The sequence below is a fragment of the Yoonia sp. genome, assembly GCF_030731595.1.
Classification (GTDB): Bacteria; Pseudomonadota; Alphaproteobacteria; order Rhodobacterales; family Rhodobacteraceae; genus Yoonia.
In genome coordinates this window covers 26516-45843 of sequence record NZ_JANQTS010000066.1, presented here as the reverse complement: position 1 = coordinate 45843, position 19328 = coordinate 26516, and the positions used below count along the sequence as shown (strand labels likewise).

The window sequence follows — 19328 nt, the reverse complement described above, 5'->3', positions numbered from 1 at the left end:
TGCACGTTTGTGGTTCAAGAACCAGGCTGCCAAGTTATCCAGCGTCGCGAACGATTGATGCAAACTAGCAGGTTGCCGTTGTCAAAGGCTCCGAGGAGCGAAGTTTGCCCAGTTCTGCTGCACGCTTTGCTGCGAAAAATGTGCATTCAGGGCTTATTCTTCTGACGCTCAGGACCACGGCGGCTGGTCATCCTTTGCGGGCATGAGCCTTTGCATGATTGTCGTATTTCTCGCCTATCTGATGATCCCGGACCCAAGGAGGCTTTCCCATGACCCCATTGAAGATCGGCGCCTGCGTGCGCGCAACCGAGATCACCACCTGTCGTGACTGGCTGTTTGAGGCCGACCGCGACATCGAATTGCAGGATTTCATGACCCATGCGGCACTGACAACCGAATACGACGACCGGATCGCGGCCGCCAAGGGGGCACTCGCAGGGCATCGGGGGCGGGTCGGGATTCATGGTCCCTACGAGGGGCTGGATATCGACAACAAAGACGCCGAATTGCGCCCTCTTATCACGGCGCGCTTCTTGCGGGCGCTTATGGCGGCGGAGGCTGTTGGCGCCCGACAGATGGTGCTGCATTCGCCCTATCGCGCTTGGTATCAGAACAATCGCCTTGCCGCGCCCGCCTATGCTCAAGAAAAGCTAGACCGCGTGCATATGGTGCTGGACCCTGTCGTCAAACGCGCCGCGGAAACAGGCATCACGCTGGTCATTGAAAACATCGAAGACGTGGACCCGGCCACGCGCCGCGCGCTGGTGGATAGTTTTGATAGCCCCGCCGTTGCGCTTTCTATCGACACCGGCCACGCCCAACTGGCCCGCCGCGCCGCGGGGGCGCCGCCGGTGGATTACTTTGTGCGGGATGCAGGCAGCCAATTGGCCCATGTCCACCTGCAGGACGTGGACGGCCATGCCGACCGCCATTGGGCACCCGGCGAAGGCGAAATCGAATGGGCCGCCGTCTTTCGCGCCCTTGCCGATTGCGACAGCGCCCCGCATCTGGTGCTGGAACTGCGCAACAAGGCCGATATCCCGAAAGGATTTGCCTATCTCAAGGGGTTGGGATTGGTCTGCTAAAGCGTCACGGAAAACACTGAGATACTTTCATCATCTGTATTTCTCGATAAAGGCGTCTATCTCGAGGCCCCGAATGTCTGGCAGCGCCGCCTTGTAAGCGGCGCGTGACCAGTCCCAGACCGCAATGTCTTGCAAGGCCTCGGCCTGCATTTCCGAAAACCGGCGTTTGATGAACCGTGCAGGCACACCACCGACAACCGTGTAGGGGTCCACATCGCGTGTCACCACGGCCCCTGCCCCGATCACGGCCCCGGTGCCAATGGTCACGCCCGCTGTCACCGTCACCCCATGCCCGATCCAGACATCATGCCCGATTGTGACCCAGTCTGACTTGCGCCATGCGAAGAACGCGCTGTCATCCGGACCAAGCCCATAGGCTTCGGCGCGATAGACCGAATGATGCTGTACCGCCCGCCAAGTAGGGTGATTGCCGGGGTTGAGCCGTGTGGCGTTCGCAATCGAACAGAACTTGCCGATTGAGGTCCAGACCACATGACAATGCTGGGTAATGTAGGAATAATCCCCCATGGACGAGGATTTCATCGTCGTGCCTTTGCCAACTTCGGTCCAGAGGCCCAGCGCGCAATCGCTGACGCTGGCTTCGGGATGGACCGTCGGGGTTTCGGACAACAAGTGTTTAGAGCCCGCGCCACTCATCGCGCCAACTCGGATTTGCCGATCAACCGGGCGCGGATCAGTCCCGATAACCAGTCGATGATATAGACCATTCCTATGATCAGAAAGATGATCGACCAAGCCTCGTCCCATTTATAGGCGCTGATCCGGTCCGATAGCAAAAAGCCGATCCCGCCCGCACCGACGATCCCAAGGATCGTGCCAGAGCGTACATTGGATTCAAAATTATAAAGCAGGATCGACAGGATCACCGGAGCCACCTGCGGCATGATCCCAAAGCGGATTTGCTGCAAGCGTGATCCCCCCGACGCCGTGACCCCATCAACGGGCCGCTTCGAGGTGTTTTCGATCGCTTCGGAAAAGAGCTTGGCAAAGGTTCCGATCTCGCTGATTGCAATCGCAAGGATCCCCGCCAGCGGCCCCAGGCCGAAAGCACGGATAAAGATCAGGGCGAGGATCAAGGTCTCGAAGGCGCGGATCACGTCAAAACCGCGCCGCACGCTCAGGCGCAGGGGCCAGAAGCGGGTGATATTCTTGGCCCCCAGAAACGACAAAGGAAAAGCCACGATCGCGCCCAGCACCGTGCCCATAAAGGCCATCGACAGGGTTTCGCCCAGACCGTTCAGAATATCGCTCCACTCTGACCAGGTTTGCCAGATATGGGGCGGAAACATGAACGACAGCACTGTCCCCAATCGGCCCAGACCGTTCCAGATCCGCATTGGCGAGAAATTGAAATCATAGAGGCACCAGCAAAACAGCGCCCCGAACCCAAGCCACAAGGCCCAGCGCCGCAAACGTACATGCAGGGGGGCAGAAAAGGCACGCGGCATCCGCGCCTTGGCCTTGGCGATATCGTCCTGTGTCATGACTTTCACGCAGAGTCCTCCATTCCGATGACGCGGTGGCGCAGCTTTTCAGAGCCGTAGTCGATCACCATCACGGTGACGAAAATGATGACGAAAAGTGCTGAAAGATCGGTGTATTCCTGAAATGACATGGCGGTGCGCAACTCTTGCCCCAGACCGCCCGCGCCGACATAGCCGATGATGGAAGAAGAGCGCACGTTGATCTCAAAGCGCAGCAAGGTGTAGCTGAGGATATTGGGCAACACCTGTGGCACCGCGCCATAGCGAATCTGGTCAAACCATGTGCCGCCAGCCGCCTTGACACCTTCCAGCGGACGCATGTCGATGTTTTCGTTCACTTCCGAATAGAGTTTGCCCAGCGCGCCTACCGAATGCAGCGCAATCGCCAGCACACCAGCCAGAGGACCCACCGAAAAGCAGAAGACAAAGATCAGGGCCCAGACCAGATCCGGGACAGTGCGCGCAATTTCAAGCGCACGGCGCGTGATCCAGAGGACCCAAAGATTTGGGGCGAGGTTCCGCGAAGCGGGGAAAGACAACAGAAAACCGCCCACAACCGCCAGTGTTGTCGCCATAAAGGCGATCAAGATGGTCTCGAGCAGCAGCCACAGCCATGTGCGCCAGCGCCAGAACCACTCGGCAAAATCGGCACCAAGGCTGTCCCAGCGCAAGGTTGGAATGGTCTTAGAGATATATTCGCCCAGGCGCGGAATGCCGGGCGGGATGATCCAGCTCCAGACCCGGCTGCCATCTTGCAAGGTCACCTGTGTCACCTTGAAAAAATCGCCATGCCAGCCTGTCAGGATAAAGAGCGCGATGAAAACAAGCGTCCAAGCCGCCCAGACAAGGCGGGAACGTTTGCGCAGCCGCGCAAATTCCTGCTCGAATGCGGTGACAGCGGCCGAGCTTTGCGGTGCTGCGATGCTCTGGGGATCAGTGATCAATACCATAAAGGCGGATGGGGCAGACCTTGCGATCCGCCCCTTGTCCCTTAGCCGCGACGCTGCTGGGCAAGCCAGGCACGCATATCGACGATCCACTGGTAACGGTCGTGATCGACGCGCATATATCCGGTCTGCGGGTTCTCGTCAGCCGGATCGAAAGAGGTGTATTGCGCGAAACCTTCGGGATCGACCGATGGGAAAGATTCCACCGCTGCGGTCACGTCGTCGATCATGTCATCGGGCAGTGTGTTGAGCGCTGTAAACGGGCCAGAGGTGATTTCAGGCGATTCCCAGATCGCGCAGACCTCGCCGTCGGGGATCATCCCTTTGGTGACCATACGCTGATAGACCCCGTTCACTTCGTTGTCCTGCCATGTGGCGGCCGCATCGAATGTTCCGTTGACGACAGCCTGCACACCGGCCTCATGGCTCCCCGAGAAGGGAACAGCAGAAAAGAAGACCGAGGGCTCATACCCTTGCTGGACAAGATTGAAGTAAGGCACCGCATAGCCAGAGGTCGAATCCGGGTCAGCAAAGGCCAGGACCTTGCCGGCCAGATCGTCGATTGTCTTGTACCCGCTGTCGCAGCGGACGGTGATGATCGAATAGTAACCCGTAGACCCATCTTTGTTCTGCGAGGTGAGGAGTGGTTTAATACCCCCGTCAGTTTCAGTATAGGCTGCCGCATAGGCAGACGATCCCAACCATGCGAATTCGATCTGCCCGGCGGCCAAGGCCTGCACCACACCGTCATAGTTGCCTGCGGTGAAGGTTTCGACAGTCACGCCCAGCGTGTCTTCGAGATGTTTGCGGAAAAAATCGGTCCGCGCGATACGGTCGGCTTCGTTTTCACCGGACAGAACGCCGATCTTGATCACGGCATAGTCTTCGCGCCATTCAGCCATGGCTGAACCGGCAAGGCAAATGGCAAGTGCAGTCGTCGTGGTCAGAAAACGCATGGTGTATCTCCCTGATAGCGTTTGGATTGTCATGCTGGCACCCGGATACTGGTCGAGGTGACAGAGGCGTTGAATTCTTGCAGGCCCTCCAGTCCGTAGATGTCGCGCACGACGTCATCGGTCAGCTGGCGGGCGGTACCATCGAAAAAGACACGGCCATTGCGCATCGCGATGATGCGATCACAATAGGCGCGCGCGGTATCCAGCGTGTGCAGGTTGACCAGAACGGTGATCCCGTCCTCGGTGTTGATCTGTTTCAAGCCATCCATCACCAAAGTCGCGTTCGCCGGATCAAGCGAGGCGATAGGCTCGTCCGCCAGCATGATCTTGGGCTGCTGCACCAGGGCCTTGGCGATCGCGACACGCTGTTGCTGACCGCCCGACAATGTGCCCGCCCGTTGCAGCGCTTGCGGCACCAGATCGAACCGGTCCAGAGCGTCCAGCGCCATCGCGCGTTCTGCATCGGTAAAATGCATCGCCATCGAGCTGACAAAGCCATGTTCTGCCAACCGCCCGATCAGCACATTGGTCAGGACATCCAGTCGGTCCACCAGATTGAACTGTTGAAAGATCATCGCGCAAGACCGCCGCCATTCCCGCAGCGCCTTGCCCTTCAGAGCGGTTACTTCGACACCCTCAAACGAAATCGACCCCGAGGTGGGGTCGATCAGGCGGTTGATCAACCGCAGCATGGTGGACTTGCCCGCACCCGAGCGGCCGATCACACCGACAAACTGGCCCGCTTCAATCGAAAGGCTGACATCGTCTACGGCGCGGGTCTCGCCAAACTGGCGGGAAACGGAAGAGAGGGTCAAAGTAGCTGTCATGGCGAATCATCCGAATGTTTCATCCATGACGCTAGGGGCGTGGCATGACAGCCAGTTAACCGGTTCGTGACACTTCCTTGACAGGTGCAGCGGCAGCAGATCTCGCAGCTTCCACCGGCACGACACCATTGGAAAAGATGACTTGCCCGCCGCGCAGCGATGCGACCACGCGATTGCCCTCAACCATCACGACATCGGCACGTTTGCCGACTTCCAGCGTACCGCGATCCTGCAAACCAAGCGCTTGTGCCGGGTGGGCCGTTGCCAGACGCGCGGCACCGGCAAGGCCATCCGGATCAGCATTTGCCAATGCACGGATCGCAGGCAGGATCGTCGCGGGATGATAATCCGCTGCAAGGATATGCAGCAGCCCCGCGGCATGGGCATCGCGCGCCGAAAGATTGCCTGAATAGCTTTGTCCACGCATCGCGTTGGGCGCGCCCATCGCGATCATCATTCCGCGGTCCGCACAGGCGGCGGCGGCCTCGAGCGTAACGGGGAATTCGGCCATCACAGCGCCCAGATCAGCCATCAGATTGGCCTTGGCGACGGTGTCATCATCATGGCTGGCCAATGGCACCCCATGATCACGACACATCTGCGACACGGCCCGCATATTGGACAAAAGCACCTCTTGCGGGCGGCTGCGTTCGGCAATCGACGTGGCGATCATCTGGCGTGCTTCGGTTTCGGACACGCCGTGCTGGGCGGCCCTGTTCTTGATGTGGATTTCAAGGTTGCGATACTGGCCCTGTCCGGGGGTGTGATCCATCAAGGACACCAGATCGACACGGTTTTCCCTGAGGAGATCCGCTAAGACGGCCACAGCATTGTCAAAAGTAATGTCAAAGCGCGCATGAATCCGGTGATCCACACGGGTGGCATGGCGGGCTGCATGCATCTCGCGGATCACATGGCTGGTATGGTCGAACGAGCGGCGCTCGCCATCGCGCACGCCACGCGAAAAAGATACGCCAGCATAGGCCGTTGTCACGCCAGAGGCCGCCAAACGCATATCAAGGTGGTTCAGCGCGACATCCATCGGGAAATCAACCCGCGCGCGGGGTTCCAGCTCGACCTCGATCATGTCGCCATGCATGTCGATGAAACCGGGAAAGAGTTCCAGCCCTGCGCCTTGCAGACCGCGGGCGACCGGGCCTTCGACGATCTGCGCGATCAGCCCGTCCTCGATCAGCACCGATCCACGCGGCAGCACCCTGTCGGGCAGGATCAGGGTAAAGTCAGACAGCCACATCTTGGCGCTCCTCTTGCAGGGGGATATCGGGGGTCAGGTCGATCACCCGGTCGATCAGGTGTTCCACATCGTCAGGGTGATGAAAGACGCCGATCATCGCGGTGCCTTGCGCCTTGAGATCGGAGAGGCGCTGCACAAGGGCCGCACGTGCCGTAGCATCCAGCGAGGCCGTAGGCTCGTCCAGCAACAAAAGCTTGTGCGGGCGGATCAGCGCGCGGGCAAGGTTGACCTTTTGCTGCTCGCCTCCCGAAAATGTCGTGGGATAGGCAGGCCAGAGGTTTTCCTTGACGCCAAAAGTTTGCAGCCAATGGCGCGCGGTCTTCAGCGCCTCGTCCTGTGCAACCCCCGCAAGTCGCAGCGGTTCGGCCACCAAGACCTCGGCGCTGACACGCGGGCGGGCAACAAGAAACTGGGTGACAAAGCCGATCTCGGTTTGGCGCAGGTGGGTGATGTCGATATCGGCGGCACGCGCCAGATCAATCTGGCCATGGGCGGATTGAAACAGAACCGCACCCGCCTGCGGCAGATAGCTGCGATAGAGCGTGCGCAGCAGGGTCGATTTCCCCGCCCCGTTCGCGCCTTTCAGCAGGACAAATTCGCCCGCATTGACGGTGAAAGAGATATTGTCAAAGGCGGCAAAGCCCTGCCCCAGATGATGCATGGTAAAGCCTTTGGTCAGGCCACGAATATCCAAGACTGGGGTCATAATTTTGCATGCACCAATTGTTGCGTATAGGCGTGTTGCGGGTCTTGAAATATCTGATCGGCCAGACCCGCTTCGACCACCTCGCCGCGCCGCATGACCATCACGCGATCCGCCAGGGTGCGGATGACACCCAGATCGTGGCTCACGATCACCATGGTGATGCGGCGATCCCGTTGCAACCGCTTGAGTGTGTCCAGCACAAGGGCCTGCACACTGACATCCAGCCCTGTGGTCGGCTCGTCCAGCAGCAAAAGCGCAGGTTCCAGCGCGATGGCCTTGGCCAGCTGCACCCGCTGCTGCATCCCGCCAGACAGCTCGATCGGCGGTGCGTCCAGCCGTTCCAGCGGAAATTCAGACGCGGCCAGCGCATCTTTTGCCTTTTCGCGCAGCACGGCAAAGCGCCGCTCGCCCGCGACCAGCAGCCGTTCGGCCACATTGCCGGAACTGGAATGCTTCATCAAAAGCCCCAGATGCGGGTTCTGATACACGATCCCGATGCGCGTGGCGCAGAGCATCCGGCGCGCAAAGCGGTCAAGCGCGAACAGGTTGCCATCGACGTCAGGCAGATCGAGCGTATAGCTGCCCGTGTCCGGTGTCTCTTCAAGGTTCATCATGCGCAACAGCGTGGATTTGCCCGACCCACTTTCCCCGACGATCCCGAGCACTTCGCCGGGATAGACCGTCGCGGCCACATCGCGCAGGGCAACGACGCGGCCATAGGATTTGCTGACGCCGCGCACCTGCACCAGCGGTGCGGTCTTGACGATGCGGGGGGGATCAAGCGTCAAAGTCATTGCGGCATCTTTCCGTCTTTGTACCATGTCTCGCCCATCGCAACGACCTCTCCATCGCGGGCACGGATGGCTTTGACCCCGTATTCACTATCCGACACCTCATAGGTCGAAGTGCCATCACCCTGCGGGATTTCATTCATGAAGAACCCTGTTGCGCCAGAGCGATAACAGGTCAGCCCGCCGTGGTCTTCGACACGGTAGGGCACGTCATCAAAGACCAGCGGTTCAACGCGCGTATAGGGCGGGACGGCAAATATCCGTTTCTCGCGGCCCGCAGACAGGATCGTCAGGTGACGCGCCATATGCAGCTTGGGCACATCCCAGCGCGGGATCGGCGAGGGCGTCATGACATGGCGGCCATTGACCATCGACGGGTAACTGGCCCCTTGCATCACCCGGCCCGACCGCACGATCTGTTCGTAAAGCTGCAACCACATGCGCCCGTAGTCGGCATCGCCATGCATCTGGCGCGCGATGGACATATTTGGCTGCACCGACCGCAGCGGTTCAGGGTTGGGCACTTGCAGGACAAGGACCTGATCCTCGCGCAAGATTTCCTCGGGGATGCGGTGGCGCGACTGGATCAGATCGGCGTCAAGCGTGTCCAGTGTTGTGGGCGCGCCGGACACCCGCGCCAGAAAGCGGCGGATCGAGGCGGCGTTCACGCTGTCATCGGCCCCTTGGTCAATGACTTTCACGCGCATTGCCGGGTTGATCAGCGTCAGCGAGACTTGCAGACCACCCGTGCCCCAGCCTCGCGCCATCGGCACCTCGCGGCTGGCATAGGGCATCTGGCAGCCGGGCACGCAGACTGCCTTGATCATCTTGCGGCGCAACTCGCGCTTGGCCGAGGCATCAAGGAAGCCATAGCTCATCGGCGCCCATGGCTTTGTAAGGTTGGCAAGGCTCATTCGGCTGGCTCCTTGACCTGTTTGGCCTTGGCATCGCGCATGGCATCCAAGGACGACTGGAAGGTCACGTAGTGCGGCAGCTTGAAGTGGATGCAAAAGCCCGAAGCCTCGACCCCTTCGGTGTGGTACAGAAAGAATTCCTCTTCGGTGGCTGATCCTTTGGGCGCGCCTTTGGCGTTCAGGTCCAGTGTGGCGGCAGAGATGCATTTGACCTCGTTCCAGCCAAAGGTCGCGGCAAAGCCCAGTCCCAGTTTTTCACCCTGTTTTGACACAACCTCGGCCTGTGACACCTTCACACGGCCTGCTGAAAACGCGGTTCCATTGGGATGCTTGACCATGACCTCCGCTTCGGCCAGTCGCAATTCATTCACCGTGGGGTGGGCTTGGCCGTAACCGCGCATCGCGGCATAGCCCAAGGCCAGAACGCTGCCCGTTTCTGCCCTTGCAAGGCTTTGTAGCGTATGGGCGCGTTTGGAAGGAAACAGCAGCGGCTCACGGGTCACGTCCGCAATCGCCTCTCCGGCGACCTTGTCGGACAAAGGCAGATCGACCAGATCATTGGCGGCCTGCCAAGCACTGACCGACGGTTGATAGGCCGGCGCGGGTGCAGTGGCGGGATCGACCAACGGGGGCGCGAATGGCTTGCCCGCCAGCACATCCGTCTCTAACACGCGGTGCGAATAATCCAGCGTCGGCCCCAGCACCTGCCCGCCGGGAATATCCTTGAAGGCTGCCGAAATGCGGCGATGGGTGAACAAAGTCCCCTGTTCGACGACGGCACCAACGCCAAGGCGCGGCTGTGTGGTGCGCCATGCGCGCAGAACCAGCACCGCCTCGTAAAGCTCGCCGCCTGTCTGCGCCAAGGCGAGCGCTGCCAAGTCTTCGTCATAGAGCGAAGCCTCGCCCATCACGCGGTCTACCAGATAGGGCAGTGCTGCTTTCAATTCCGCGACACGGGTCATGTCGATCTGGCCCATCGCTTCACGGAACAGCCGTTCGGATTGGGCGATGGCGCGTTCACCGCCACGGGTTGCCACATAAGCCATCAGAGCACCTCGACTTTGGTGGATCGCGGCAGGCCGATGACCTGTGCTGCATCCAGTAAGAGCATGTCAAATCCCATTGGATAGCGGATCATTTCGGCGCGCCTTGCCCAAAATCCGTCCGGCAAACCGCCGATCTGGACATCGACAGCACCATTCACGCCCGGCCCTGTCAGACGAACTTGCGCGCCTGTGCCGAACCGTGCGCGGATCACAACAGTTGCGCCGTCATCGGGATAAAGGTCAGACCCACAGCGCAACTGGCGCAAAAGCTCCGGTTCGGTGAGCCCACCAAGAAAGGCATGATCCGCTTGCGGCAAGTCAACCAGTTTCGCCCCGCATTGCGTCACGACGGGGATCAACAAGGGATCGCCAGCATAGACATGGCATTCGCGATCTACCAAGGCCGCGATCAAGGCGGGTTCACCGGCTTGGGGTAATTGGCGGGGCAATCCCGGACGGCTGAGTGCCCAGAGCAAAGCGTCAAAAGTCGCGTTTGCACTGCGTTCGGCTGCATCCGCTGTGGGTGTGGTCAACATCAGAAAGTCTCCATATCCACGCGCGTGGCCTCGACGCGGCGCAATGTCTGTCGGTCTTGCTCGGCCTGAGCAGCGGCTTCTTGGGCGCAGAATGCGGCACAAGCATCAGCACCGCTGCCGCAGGCAGCGGCCAGATCAATCAGAGCCATTGCCATTGCGGCCTCCAGATCACGACCTCGGCGCATACCGTATCCGATGGTTCCGCCCTGGCTGATATGTGCCTCGCTGACCAGAACCTCGCCCAAGTGAAAGGCCGTCCCACCCGCAGTGTCGCGCATCGGCAGCATGACAAGCCCTGTGCGGCTCTCAACCACGGTGATTTCTCCCAAGTCATCAATCAAGGTTTCCGCAAAAGCCTTGATCCGGCCCGCATCCGCCCGCGCAAGGGTCGATAGCATCTCGCCATGATCACGCATTGTCATCGCTTTCAATGCTGAACTTGACCCGCGATGCCGCCCAGATCACTTCGGAGAACGAAATGGGTGTCCCATCGGGCAAGGCATCAATCGCGCGGATAATCGTGACCGACAGGTCCGGATGCTGTCGCAGCATTTTCGCTTCATCGGGGCGCGCCTGCCGGGAATGAAGGGTGGTCTTGGCGCGGATGTAGTCTTCAATCCCATACGCACGGTAGGTCTCTGTCACAGAGCCGAGAACGGCCCGGCGGTCAATGAAACCCGGAAAGCGATTCACCGCATGATAGGCTGACCCAAAGGCGATAGGGACTTGATCCGCAAAGGTGATGCGCTGTGCATGGCTGACCTGATCACCCTTGTTCAGGCGCAGCGCCTCGCGCACACGGCCGCGTGCTGTGATCACCTCGGATGCCAGCAAATCGCCGGAAATATCGACGCCCTGCGCTTGGAGATTGCGCCGCAAGCGGGTCCGCTTACCCAAGGCGTAGTGTAACATCGGCTGAGAGCCAACAAAGGTCCCACGCCCCTGCTCCACGCTCAGCTTGCCCTGTTTGGCCAGTTCAGATACCGCCCTGCGGACAGAGTGCCGACCAGCGCGATAGTGGTCGACCAGTTCCGGCTCTGTCGGGATTTTGTCGCCGGGTTTGAAGCGACCTTGCGCGATATCATCTGCAAGTGCGTCTCTTATGGATTCCCAAGTATGCGTGGTCATGGCGCCTCATATTCATTCGGATGATTCTGAGTAGCGCCAAAAGGTCACCGCAATGTGACACTGCACGCCCGCAACTGCGCGCCTCCCGATCTGACCAGAAGAGCAGACCGCTCGCCATATGATCGGTTTGCGGGAGTCCGCAACTCAGGACTTTTCTGCTGATGCGACTGCGACCCCGCACAGGCCGCCACCATATCAAACGATGCGTCGGATTGCCGACCCGCCCAGTGCCAAGGCAAACGCTGCGTTCTGTGGACCGATTGTTGCCAATTTTTCCAGTCAGGATGCCGGACTCAGCCGCAAATGAAGACCGGTTCGAATTGCTCTGGCAGGTACCTCACCATCCCCTGTACGTTTTTGTTTGAGTGCTCAAATATAAATTGGTAGCCTTGCCTGAAATGCTGACCTGAAAGGACTGCCGCAGATGACAGCATCCCCAAAGACCGCACCACCGCCGGATTGGGACCGTTCCGGCCTGCCCGCCTGGAGCTTTTTCAGCGCGGAGATGCTTGAGCTTGAAAAAGAGGTCCTGTTCCGCAGCCATTGGCAAGCGGTGTGCCACAGCAACGACATCCCCAATGCGGGCGACTTCGTGACGCTTGATTTTGTCGGCGAACGCGCGTTGATCCTGCGCGGGCAAGACGGTGAAGTGCGCGCCTTTCACAATCTGTGCCGCCATCGCGGATCACGGGTTGTGGCGGAAAGCAGCGGCACCTGTCGCTCTGCCATCGTCTGCCCGTTTCATGGCTGGGCCTACAATCTTGACGGTACGCTGCGGGGGGCGGCTCAGCCCGCAACCTTGCCCAGCTTGGACCCGGTCAAGATGGGGCTCAAGCCGCTTGAAATGGATATCTGGAACGGTTTTGTCTTTGTCCGTTTCAAGCCCGGCCCGCAGCCTTCCGTTTCTGAGGTGATGGCGCGGTTTGCGCCCGAACTGGCCCAATACGATCTGGCCGATATGGTCCCCGACGGCAAAGGGTTCTGGACCACCGAGATCACCGCGAACTGGAAATGCGTGCGTGATGTCGACAACGAAGGATACCACGTGCCGATGGCGCACCCCGGTTTGGCCGATCTGTTCGGATCGAACTACTATGACGAGCCGTTTTCCAACGGCACCTCGCGGTCTTTTTCCAAATTCAGCGCATCAAATGGGCGACTTTGGTCGGTCAGGAACTATAAAGCGATCATGGAACCGCCCGCAGCGCTTGATGACGATCACAAAGATGCCTGGCTCTACATTGGGATGTTCCCAAACCTAGTGTTTGGCATCTATCCTGACAGCGTGATCTTCTATCAGGAATTTCCCTTGGCCAACGGCAAGACCATCCAGCGCGGCGCGACCTACCGCCACAAAGACGAGGACCGCCGGATGCGGCTGGCCCGCTATCTGAGCATGCGGATCGACCGGCTGACCAGCAAGGAAGACGAACAGCTGATCGAATGGACCTGGGAAGCGGCGTTTTCGTCAGGCTATGACGGGGTTGTCCTGTCCGATCTGGAATATGGCGTCAAAACCTATCACGACGCTCTGCGCCGTTTGTTCCCGGTTTTGTCGTCTGACGAACCGCCCGCAGGGACGCTGGCGCAGCAAAACGCGGCGCTTTTGTCCGCCAAAGTCCCGGCGGAGTGACGTGACGCGCGGGCTTAGCCGGGAAAGCCGTCAGGGTCTGACCCTGATCGGCCTGCCCTTTGGCTTTGCCCTGATCATGCTTGCGGCCCCATTGGCGATGGTCATCACCTTCAGCTTCTGGACGCAAAACTATCTGGACATCGACCGCACGCTCACGCTTGCGAACTACCAAGAGGTTTTCAGCCAGCCGATCTATCAAACCCTGCTCTGGCGGTCCTTGCGGATTTCGGTGATCGTGACGGTCGTGACGGTCGTGCTGGCCTTTCCGATCGCCTATTACCTGTCCTTTCACGTCAAAAGAAACAAAGCCCTCTGGCTGTTCCTGATCACCGTGCCATTCTGGACCAGCTATCTGCTGCGGGTCTTCTTGTGGAAAGTGATCCTTGGTTACAACGGGGTACTGAACACCGCCCTGCTGGAAATCGGCCTGATCAGGGAACCGCTGACATTCATTCTCTATAACGCCAACGCGGTCGTGTTGACACTTGCGCACGCATGGGCGCCCTTTGCGATCCTGCCGATCTTTGTGGCGCTCGAAAAGATCGACCGCTCCCTGCTCGAAGCCGCCGAAGACCTTGGCGATGGGCCGTTCCGCAGGTTCTGGCGCATCACCTTCCCACTGGCGATCCCGGGTGTCGTGGCGGCCACACTGATCGTGCTGATCCCCACGGTCGGGGACTTCATCACGCCGCGGCTTGTGGGCGGCACCGACGGGTTGATGATCGCGAATATGATCCAGATCCAGTTTGGCAAGGCCAACAACGCGCCCCTTGGAGCGGCTTTGGCGGTCACCTCAATGGTCGTCGTCGCACTGATCAGCATCGCGATCTATCTGGTCGGTCGCAAGATCGGCGGAAGGGTCGCAAGATGAGGCGCGGGCTGTCACCGACATGGCTTGGCTTTTATGCCGTTGTTTACCTGCTGTTTCTCTACGCGCCCGTCATTCTGCTGCCGCTGTTTGCTTTCAACGATGCCACGATCATCGCCTTCCCGCTCAGCGGCTTCACCACAGAATGGTTCGAGGTTCTTTGGACCACCGATGCGCTACACAGTGCTGTGCGCAATTCTGCTGTGGTGGCCTCGATTACGGCGGTCGTGAGCACCTTGCTGGGGGCCTGCGTCGCGCGCGCTTCGGCGCGTTACCGCTTCCCTGCCCAGAAAGGCATCCTCGGTTTTATCATGCTGCCGCTGGTCCTGCCCGAGATCATCTTGGCTGTGGCGCTGATCGTGATGATGATGCAGTTGGGCCTGTCGCTGTCGCTTTGGACTGTCATCGCGGGCCATATCCTGATCTGCACGCCGTTCTCGATCGCGATCCTCAGTTCCGCCTTTGCGGGGCTGGACCAAAGCCTCGAAGAAGCCTCGTTCGATCTGGGCGAAAGCCGGGCGGGCACATTCCGGCGGATCACGTTGCCCCTTGTCATGCCCGGGATCATCTCCAGCTTGCTGATCTGTTTCACGATCTCGCTGGATGAGTTCATCATCGCCTTTTTCCTGACAGGCACCGACGTCACGCTGCCCGTCTATATCTGGAGCCAGCTGCGCTTTCCCACCAAACTGCCCTCGATCATGGCACTGGGGACGATCTTGTTTGTGCTATCCATCGCGCTTTTGGTGCTGGCTGAAATGTTCCGCCGCAGAGCGGCCCGGCGTCAGGGGCAAGGCGCATCTGCAACGGAAGGGTTCGCTTAACGATGTCAGTGTTCAAGCCCATTATCGAACTGCGCGATGTCCGCAAAAGTTTTGGCACCTTCGAGGCGCTCAAAGGGATCAACGCCACGATCGAGGAAGGCGAATTCTTTTCCCTGCTCGGGCCGTCGGGGTGCGGAAAAACAACGCTGCTGCGCATGATTGCCGGATTCGAACCGCCGACGGGGGGCGATATCATTATCGACGGAAAGTCCATGGACGGCATCAGCGCCAACAGACGCCCGACCAATATGGTGTTTCAAAGCTACGCGATTTTTCCGCATCTGAGCGTCGCCGATAACGTTGGCTATGGCCTGAAAACCAAGAAGTTACCCAAAGCCGAGATCAAGCGCGAAGTCGACAAGGCGCTCAGCATGGTTGACCTTGTAGGCTATGGGAACCGCGCGGCCCATGAGCTTTCTGGCGGGCAACGCCAGCGGGTGGCCCTTGCGCGGGCGCTGGTCATGCGGCCAAAGGTGATCTTGCTGGATGAACCACTGTCGGCCTTGGACAAGAAACTGCGCGACCAGATGCAGATGGAGTTGCGTGACCTGCAAAAGACGCTTGGGATTACCTTTATTCTGGTGACCCATGATCAGGAAGAAGCCCTGATCATGTCAGACCGGATTGCAGTCATGTTTGAAGGCCAGATCGCACAGCTTGCCACCCCCGAAGAGCTTTACCGCCGTCCCGCGACCAAACGTGTGGCCTCGTTTATCGGTGTGATGAACTTTCTGGACGCAGCAGCCACCAGCCACGATGCGGCGGGGCTGACGCTGGATATTGCTGCCTTGGGCAAGGTCACCCTGCCCGCGTCGGCCATACCGCCGAATGTGCACCCCTCACAGATCACCAAGGTGGGCATCCGGCCTGAAATGCTGACCTTGCTGTTCGACCACGACGACAGGGCCGAGAAAGAGATCACAGGCGAGGTCGTCAGCAGCGATTACTACGGCGATATGACCTATTACAGCGTCCAGCTGCCGCAACTGGCAAGCCCTGTCACAATCTCGATGCGCAATACGGCTGGACGCAGCATCGCCGCCCCCGGCAGCCCCGTCCGTGTGGGTTGGGGCACAGAATCCGTTGTTTTGTTTGAATAAATGGGGAAGTGATGGAGAGCACTGAACACAGCTGCGAGATCGCTGCACTCGTCGCCGCGCATCGCAAGGGCTATGCGCTCGCGCAGCCGTTCTACCTGTCCGACACCGTCTTTGCGCGCGACCTGCAGGCGTTCTTTTTCCAAGAATGGCAACTGGCAGGCCACATCAGCGAAATCCCTCAGGAAGGCGATTACCTCCTGTTCGAGATGATGAATGAAAGCATCATCATCGTGCGCGGCAAGAACAATGCCATTCACGCGCTGGCGAACGTCTGCCGTCATCGCGGTTCGCGCGTTTGCATTGAACCGCGTGGCAATACCAAGCGTTTCACCTGCCCCTATCATGCCTGGGCCTTCAACCTTGATGGCAGCCTGTTCAATGCGCGGATGCTGGACGCGGACCATGACCGCAGCAAGCTTGGGCTGAAACCCGTCGCGGTCGAGGTTTTTCAAGGTCTGATCTATGTCTCGCTCTCGCCGAGCCCTACCAGCTTTGAGAGGCTCCGCGCCGATCTTGACCCGATCCTTGCCCCCTTCGGACTGGCACGCACCAAGATCGCCTATCGCGAAAGCTACCCCGTGCGCGCCAACTGGAAGCTTTTGGTCGAGAATTACAACGAATGCTACCATTGCACGGCGGCACACCCGGAATTCGCCCGCTCGCATGCCACGCATATGGATGCCGCGCGGGTCGCCCCGCTGAATGCGCAAATGCAGGCCCGTTCGAAGGCTGCTGGGGCATCCACTGCCTATTTTGACTGCATCGGCGCAAAGCGGCCCAGCGGATCACCGGACTATGCCTATAACCGCTATTCGCTGTTTGACGGGTTCCTGACCGGGAGCGAGGATGGCACGCCACTGGCCCCGCTCTTGGGCGATCTGACCGCCTATGACAGCGGCGCGTCCGACGTCTATGTTGGCATCCTGAACCCGATGCTGGTCTATTGCGATCATGCGCTGATCTACCGCTTTGTTCCGATCGACAAAGACACCTCTGTTCAGGAAATCATTTGGCTTGTGCATGAAGACGCGCAAGAGGGTACGGACTATGACCTAGACCGGCTCAAATGGCTTTGGGATGTCACGACGGTTGCGGACAAAAGGATCATTGAGAAAAATCAGGAAGGCGTGAACTCGCGGTTCTATGAACCCGGCCCCTTTGTGGGCATGGAGGCCTATACACAGCGCTTTATCGAAGCATATTTGGCAACACTCGCGACCAGTTAGAGGCAGCAGATGGCGGACACAGACGATCTTTACGACGCGCAACATATCGGTTTTCTGGAAACGATCTGGGGCGAAGGCTATTTGTCACCGGGCGGCCCGGAAGAGGTATCCCGCGTTCTCGAAGGGCTTGATCTGAAGGGCAAGCGCGTCCTCGACATCGGCTGCGGGTCGGGGGCGATCACGCTGTCTTTGGCTGTGGATCACGGGGCGGCGCATGTGGTCGGCATTGATGTGGAAGAACCCGTTTGCCAAGCCGCCCGCGCGCGCATCGCCGCCGCTGGCGCGCAAGACCGCGTGACCATCGTACAAGTCACACCCGGACCTTTTGCTTTCGAAGATCAGGACTTTGACATCGTCTTTTCGAAGGATTCCATCATCCATATCCCCGACAAGGATTTTCTGGCCAAAGAGGTCATGCGGGTTCTGAAACCCGGCGGGTGGTTTGCGGCGTCAGACTGGCTGATCAGCCATGACGATGCGCCCAGCCCCGAAATGGCAGTTTACATCAAACAGGAAGCACTGGATTTCGCGATGGCCTCACCCGCCCGCTATCACGATGCACTGACCGAGGCGGGCTTTGTGAATGTCACGCTGCGCAATCGCAACCAGTGGTATGCGCAGATAGCGACGGCGGAATTGGCGTGGCTCACAGGCGCGGAACGTGGTGTTCTGAGTGAAACATTTGGCAAGGACTTCATCGACCACAATGTCGCAACCTGGGAGGCAATGGTGACTGTGCTCAAATCAGGGGAGCATTGCCCGCATCATATTCGGGGGCAACGGCCAGCCTGAGAATAGAAACGCCCCGCTGGCCACAGCGGAGCGTTTTGTCTTTGCTCATCCGATCAGGATCAGAACCCGGCTTTGATCAACTCGAACTCTGCAATCATCTTTTCACGCAGCTCTGCCGGCACAGGCGCCTGCCACAAAGTGTTGGCCTGATGCGCCTCGGTGCTGTCCAGACCGACAGCGGCCAGATCTTCGGTGCTCATCGCCGCCATCGCAGCCGCATTGCCGTGGCCATAGCCCCAGTAGCCGACCAGATATTCAGCGGTTTGTGGTTCGAGCCAAGCGTTGATGAAGTCATAGAACTTGTCTTCGGAGCCTTCACCATCCGCCAGTTTTGTATAACCGCACACCCAGCTTGACGAGCCCTCTGCCATATTGCGGGTCATGCCGATTGGATGCCCTTCATAGCTCATGGTCGAGAAGGTCTCGTTCCATGCCCAAGCGAAGAGGACCTCGCCGCTTTGCATCAACTGCGCCAGCGACGCCCCGTCTGCCCAATAGGTGCGGACGTTCGGATGCACTTGGCGCAGGAAGGCTGACGCTGCCTCGAACTGGGCGTCGGTCGCGGTTGTCCAGTCCTTCACACCGGTCGCAAGGAAGGCCAGCGCATAGGCATCGTCGACATTGTCACCGACAGAAATGCGCCCCTCATATTGAGGGTCGGTAAAGACCTGAAGCGACGCCAGATCCGCTTCGGTTAATTCATCGGTGTTATAGACGATGGCTGTATTGCCCCAATCAATAGGAACAAAGTAGTAATTGCCGTCCCGCTGATAGGCTTCGATATCGCGGAAAGATGGTTCCAATTCGTCCCATCGCGTGATCCGGCTTGTATCGAGGGGGGCCAGCAGCCCCGCTTCTATCCATTTCGGGACCGACTGCGAACACGGGTGGGCCGCGTCAGCACGAAAGCCGGAGCGCAGCTTTTGAAACGCCTCTTCTTCATCCCCGAAGAAGGCGAATGTGGGGCCTTCACCATGTTGCGCGATATAGGCTTGGAAAAATTCCGGGTCTTCGTAACCGGCCCAGTCAAAAACCGTCAGTTCTGCATCATCTGCGAATACGGCCCCCGAAGTCAGGACCGCAATCGCGGCGGCGAGCGTCGCCGTCTTTCTGAAATTATACATCCCATTCTCCCTGTTCTTTGTTTTGCGGTCTCGTCCACCAAAATGAAAAGAACACGACCTGCAAA

General features: G+C 59.2%; 21 protein-coding genes. 7 read left to right on the top strand and 14 right to left on the bottom strand.

Annotation, left to right across the window (positions count from 1 at the left end):
- Nucleotides 1-269: 269 nt before the first annotated feature.
- Nucleotides 270-1085 (top strand): sugar phosphate isomerase/epimerase, encoded by an 816-nt coding sequence (locus tag NWQ23_RS07385; RefSeq protein WP_306165620.1) that lies wholly within the window; start codon nt 270-272, stop codon nt 1083-1085.
- Between the two features lie 30 nt (nt 1086-1115).
- Here NWQ23_RS07385 and NWQ23_RS07380 read toward each other — a convergent pair whose 3' ends face one another.
- Genes NWQ23_RS07380 through phnF form a run of 13 tightly spaced genes read right to left on the bottom strand, consistent with a single transcriptional unit; the run spans nt 1116 to nt 11696 of the window.
- The gene (locus NWQ23_RS07380; protein ID WP_306165619.1) at nt 1116-1715 is read right to left on the bottom strand and encodes a DapH/DapD/GlmU-related protein; all 600 of its coding nucleotides are present in this window, start codon (nt 1713-1715) and stop codon (nt 1116-1118) included.
- A gap of 23 nt (nt 1716-1738) precedes the next feature.
- The gene (phnE, locus tag NWQ23_RS07375; RefSeq protein WP_306165622.1) at nt 1739-2590 is read right to left on the bottom strand and encodes a phosphonate ABC transporter, permease protein PhnE; all 852 of its coding nucleotides are present in this window, start codon (nt 2588-2590) and stop codon (nt 1739-1741) included.
- A gap of 5 nt (nt 2591-2595) precedes the next feature.
- On the bottom strand, nt 2596-3540 hold the full coding sequence (phnE, locus tag NWQ23_RS07370) for a phosphonate ABC transporter, permease protein PhnE (protein ID WP_306165618.1): 945 nt from the start codon (nt 3538-3540) through the stop codon (nt 2596-2598).
- Nucleotides 3541-3581: 41 nt separating this feature from the next.
- A complete protein-coding gene (gene phnD / locus NWQ23_RS07365; protein ID WP_306165617.1) occupies nt 3582-4493 on the bottom strand; it encodes a phosphate/phosphite/phosphonate ABC transporter substrate-binding protein in 912 nt (303 codons plus the stop codon).
- A 29-nt stretch (nt 4494-4522) separates the two neighbouring features.
- Nucleotides 4523-5320: a phosphonate ABC transporter ATP-binding protein gene (phnC, locus tag NWQ23_RS07360; protein WP_306165616.1), complete on the bottom strand. Its 798-nt coding sequence runs from the start codon at nt 5318-5320 to the stop codon at nt 4523-4525.
- Nucleotides 5321-5375: 55 nt separating this feature from the next.
- Nucleotides 5376-6575, bottom strand: coding sequence for an alpha-D-ribose 1-methylphosphonate 5-triphosphate diphosphatase (locus tag NWQ23_RS07355; RefSeq protein ID WP_306165615.1), 1200 nt, complete (start codon nt 6573-6575; stop codon nt 5376-5378).
- The gene (locus NWQ23_RS07350; RefSeq protein WP_306165614.1) at nt 6562-7281 is read right to left on the bottom strand and encodes a phosphonate C-P lyase system protein PhnL; all 720 of its coding nucleotides are present in this window, start codon (nt 7279-7281) and stop codon (nt 6562-6564) included. The genes NWQ23_RS07355 and NWQ23_RS07350 overlap by 14 nt, the downstream gene beginning before the upstream one ends.
- Nucleotides 7278-8075: an ATP-binding cassette domain-containing protein gene (locus NWQ23_RS07345; RefSeq protein ID WP_306165613.1), complete on the bottom strand. Its 798-nt coding sequence runs from the start codon at nt 8073-8075 to the stop codon at nt 7278-7280. Before NWQ23_RS07345 ends, NWQ23_RS07350 begins: the two co-directional genes overlap by 4 nt.
- Nucleotides 8072-8986 (bottom strand): alpha-D-ribose 1-methylphosphonate 5-phosphate C-P-lyase PhnJ, encoded by a 915-nt coding sequence (locus tag NWQ23_RS07340; protein ID WP_306165612.1) that lies wholly within the window; start codon nt 8984-8986, stop codon nt 8072-8074. The genes NWQ23_RS07345 and NWQ23_RS07340 overlap by 4 nt, the downstream gene beginning before the upstream one ends.
- A complete protein-coding gene (locus NWQ23_RS07335) occupies nt 8983-10032 on the bottom strand; it encodes a carbon-phosphorus lyase complex subunit PhnI (protein ID WP_306165611.1) in 1050 nt (349 codons plus the stop codon). The genes NWQ23_RS07340 and NWQ23_RS07335 overlap by 4 nt, the downstream gene beginning before the upstream one ends.
- Nucleotides 10032-10568: a phosphonate C-P lyase system protein PhnH gene (phnH, locus tag NWQ23_RS07330; protein ID WP_306165610.1), complete on the bottom strand. Its 537-nt coding sequence runs from the start codon at nt 10566-10568 to the stop codon at nt 10032-10034. Before phnH ends, NWQ23_RS07335 begins: the two co-directional genes overlap by 1 nt.
- Nucleotides 10568-10984 carry a phosphonate C-P lyase system protein PhnG gene (locus NWQ23_RS07325; protein ID WP_306165609.1) on the bottom strand — a complete coding sequence of 139 codons (417 nt, stop codon included), beginning with the start codon at nt 10982-10984 and terminating at the stop codon, nt 10568-10570. The genes phnH and NWQ23_RS07325 overlap by 1 nt, the downstream gene beginning before the upstream one ends.
- Complete coding sequence (gene phnF, locus NWQ23_RS07320; RefSeq protein ID WP_306165608.1) at nt 10977-11696, bottom strand: phosphonate metabolism transcriptional regulator PhnF; 720 nt, start codon at nt 11694-11696, stop codon at nt 10977-10979. The genes NWQ23_RS07325 and phnF overlap by 8 nt, the downstream gene beginning before the upstream one ends.
- Before the next feature lie 424 nt (nt 11697-12120).
- Between phnF and NWQ23_RS07315 the strand changes: the two genes are divergently transcribed.
- From NWQ23_RS07315 to NWQ23_RS07290, 6 genes are read left to right on the top strand one after another with little or no spacing between them, the layout of a single operon-like run.
- Nucleotides 12121-13329: an SRPBCC family protein gene (locus NWQ23_RS07315; protein WP_306165607.1), complete on the top strand. Its 1209-nt coding sequence runs from the start codon at nt 12121-12123 to the stop codon at nt 13327-13329.
- Nucleotide 13330: 1 nt separating this feature from the next.
- Nucleotides 13331-14200, top strand: a complete 870-nt coding sequence (locus NWQ23_RS07310) for an ABC transporter permease (protein WP_306165605.1) — start codon at nt 13331-13333, stop codon at nt 14198-14200.
- Complete coding sequence (locus NWQ23_RS07305) at nt 14197-15021, top strand: ABC transporter permease (protein ID WP_306165604.1); 825 nt, start codon at nt 14197-14199, stop codon at nt 15019-15021. Before NWQ23_RS07310 ends, NWQ23_RS07305 begins: the two co-directional genes overlap by 4 nt.
- Nucleotides 15022-15023: 2 nt before the next feature.
- Nucleotides 15024-16121, top strand: coding sequence for an ABC transporter ATP-binding protein (locus tag NWQ23_RS07300; protein ID WP_306165603.1), 1098 nt, complete (start codon nt 15024-15026; stop codon nt 16119-16121).
- 11 nt (nt 16122-16132) lie between these two features.
- On the top strand, nt 16133-17347 hold the full coding sequence (locus NWQ23_RS07295; RefSeq protein ID WP_306165602.1) for an aromatic ring-hydroxylating dioxygenase subunit alpha: 1215 nt from the start codon (nt 16133-16135) through the stop codon (nt 17345-17347).
- Nucleotides 17348-17356: 9 nt separating this feature from the next.
- Nucleotides 17357-18139, top strand: a complete 783-nt coding sequence (locus tag NWQ23_RS07290) for a methyltransferase domain-containing protein (RefSeq protein ID WP_306165601.1) — start codon at nt 17357-17359, stop codon at nt 18137-18139.
- A 59-nt stretch (nt 18140-18198) separates the two neighbouring features.
- On the opposite strand, the gene NWQ23_RS07285 is transcribed toward NWQ23_RS07290, so the two are convergent.
- Nucleotides 18199-19263, bottom strand: a complete 1065-nt coding sequence (locus NWQ23_RS07285) for an extracellular solute-binding protein (RefSeq protein ID WP_306165600.1) — start codon at nt 19261-19263, stop codon at nt 18199-18201.
- Nucleotides 19264-19328: the final 65 nt, after the last annotated feature.

What these genes read in the sequence shown, in the direction of transcription:
- NWQ23_RS07300 (WP_306165603.1), top strand. Translation starts at nt 15,024, where the DNA reads ATGTCAGTGTTCAAGCCCATTATCGAACTGCGCGATGTCCGCAAAAGT.
- phnD (WP_306165617.1), bottom strand. Translation starts at nt 4,493, where the DNA reads ATGCGTTTTCTGACCACGACGACTGCACTTGCCATTTGCCTTGCCGGT.
- NWQ23_RS07285 (WP_306165600.1), bottom strand. Translation starts at nt 19,263, where the DNA reads ATGTATAATTTCAGAAAGACGGCGACGCTCGCCGCCGCGATTGCGGTC.
- NWQ23_RS07305 (WP_306165604.1), top strand. Translation starts at nt 14,197, where the DNA reads ATGAGGCGCGGGCTGTCACCGACATGGCTTGGCTTTTATGCCGTTGTT.
- NWQ23_RS07340 (WP_306165612.1), bottom strand. Translation starts at nt 8,986, where the DNA reads ATGAGCCTTGCCAACCTTACAAAGCCATGGGCGCCGATGAGCTATGGC.
- NWQ23_RS07385 (WP_306165620.1), top strand. Translation starts at nt 270, where the DNA reads ATGACCCCATTGAAGATCGGCGCCTGCGTGCGCGCAACCGAGATCACC.
- phnC (WP_306165616.1), bottom strand. Translation starts at nt 5,320, where the DNA reads ATGACAGCTACTTTGACCCTCTCTTCCGTTTCCCGCCAGTTTGGCGAG.
- NWQ23_RS07295 (WP_306165602.1), top strand. Translation starts at nt 16,133, where the DNA reads ATGGAGAGCACTGAACACAGCTGCGAGATCGCTGCACTCGTCGCCGCG.
- NWQ23_RS07290 (WP_306165601.1), top strand. Translation starts at nt 17,357, where the DNA reads ATGGCGGACACAGACGATCTTTACGACGCGCAACATATCGGTTTTCTG.
- NWQ23_RS07355 (WP_306165615.1), bottom strand. Translation starts at nt 6,575, where the DNA reads ATGTGGCTGTCTGACTTTACCCTGATCCTGCCCGACAGGGTGCTGCCG.
- phnE (WP_306165622.1), bottom strand. Translation starts at nt 2,590, where the DNA reads ATGACACAGGACGATATCGCCAAGGCCAAGGCGCGGATGCCGCGTGCC.
- phnH (WP_306165610.1), bottom strand. Translation starts at nt 10,568, where the DNA reads ATGTTGACCACACCCACAGCGGATGCAGCCGAACGCAGTGCAAACGCG.
- NWQ23_RS07335 (WP_306165611.1), bottom strand. Translation starts at nt 10,032, where the DNA reads ATGGCTTATGTGGCAACCCGTGGCGGTGAACGCGCCATCGCCCAATCC.
- NWQ23_RS07325 (WP_306165609.1), bottom strand. Translation starts at nt 10,984, where the DNA reads ATGCGTGATCATGGCGAGATGCTATCGACCCTTGCGCGGGCGGATGCG.
- NWQ23_RS07315 (WP_306165607.1), top strand. Translation starts at nt 12,121, where the DNA reads ATGACAGCATCCCCAAAGACCGCACCACCGCCGGATTGGGACCGTTCC.
- NWQ23_RS07345 (WP_306165613.1), bottom strand. Translation starts at nt 8,075, where the DNA reads ATGACTTTGACGCTTGATCCCCCCCGCATCGTCAAGACCGCACCGCTG.
- phnF (WP_306165608.1), bottom strand. Translation starts at nt 11,696, where the DNA reads ATGACCACGCATACTTGGGAATCCATAAGAGACGCACTTGCAGATGAT.
- phnE (WP_306165618.1), bottom strand. Translation starts at nt 3,540, where the DNA reads ATGGTATTGATCACTGATCCCCAGAGCATCGCAGCACCGCAAAGCTCG.
- NWQ23_RS07350 (WP_306165614.1), bottom strand. Translation starts at nt 7,281, where the DNA reads ATGACCCCAGTCTTGGATATTCGTGGCCTGACCAAAGGCTTTACCATG.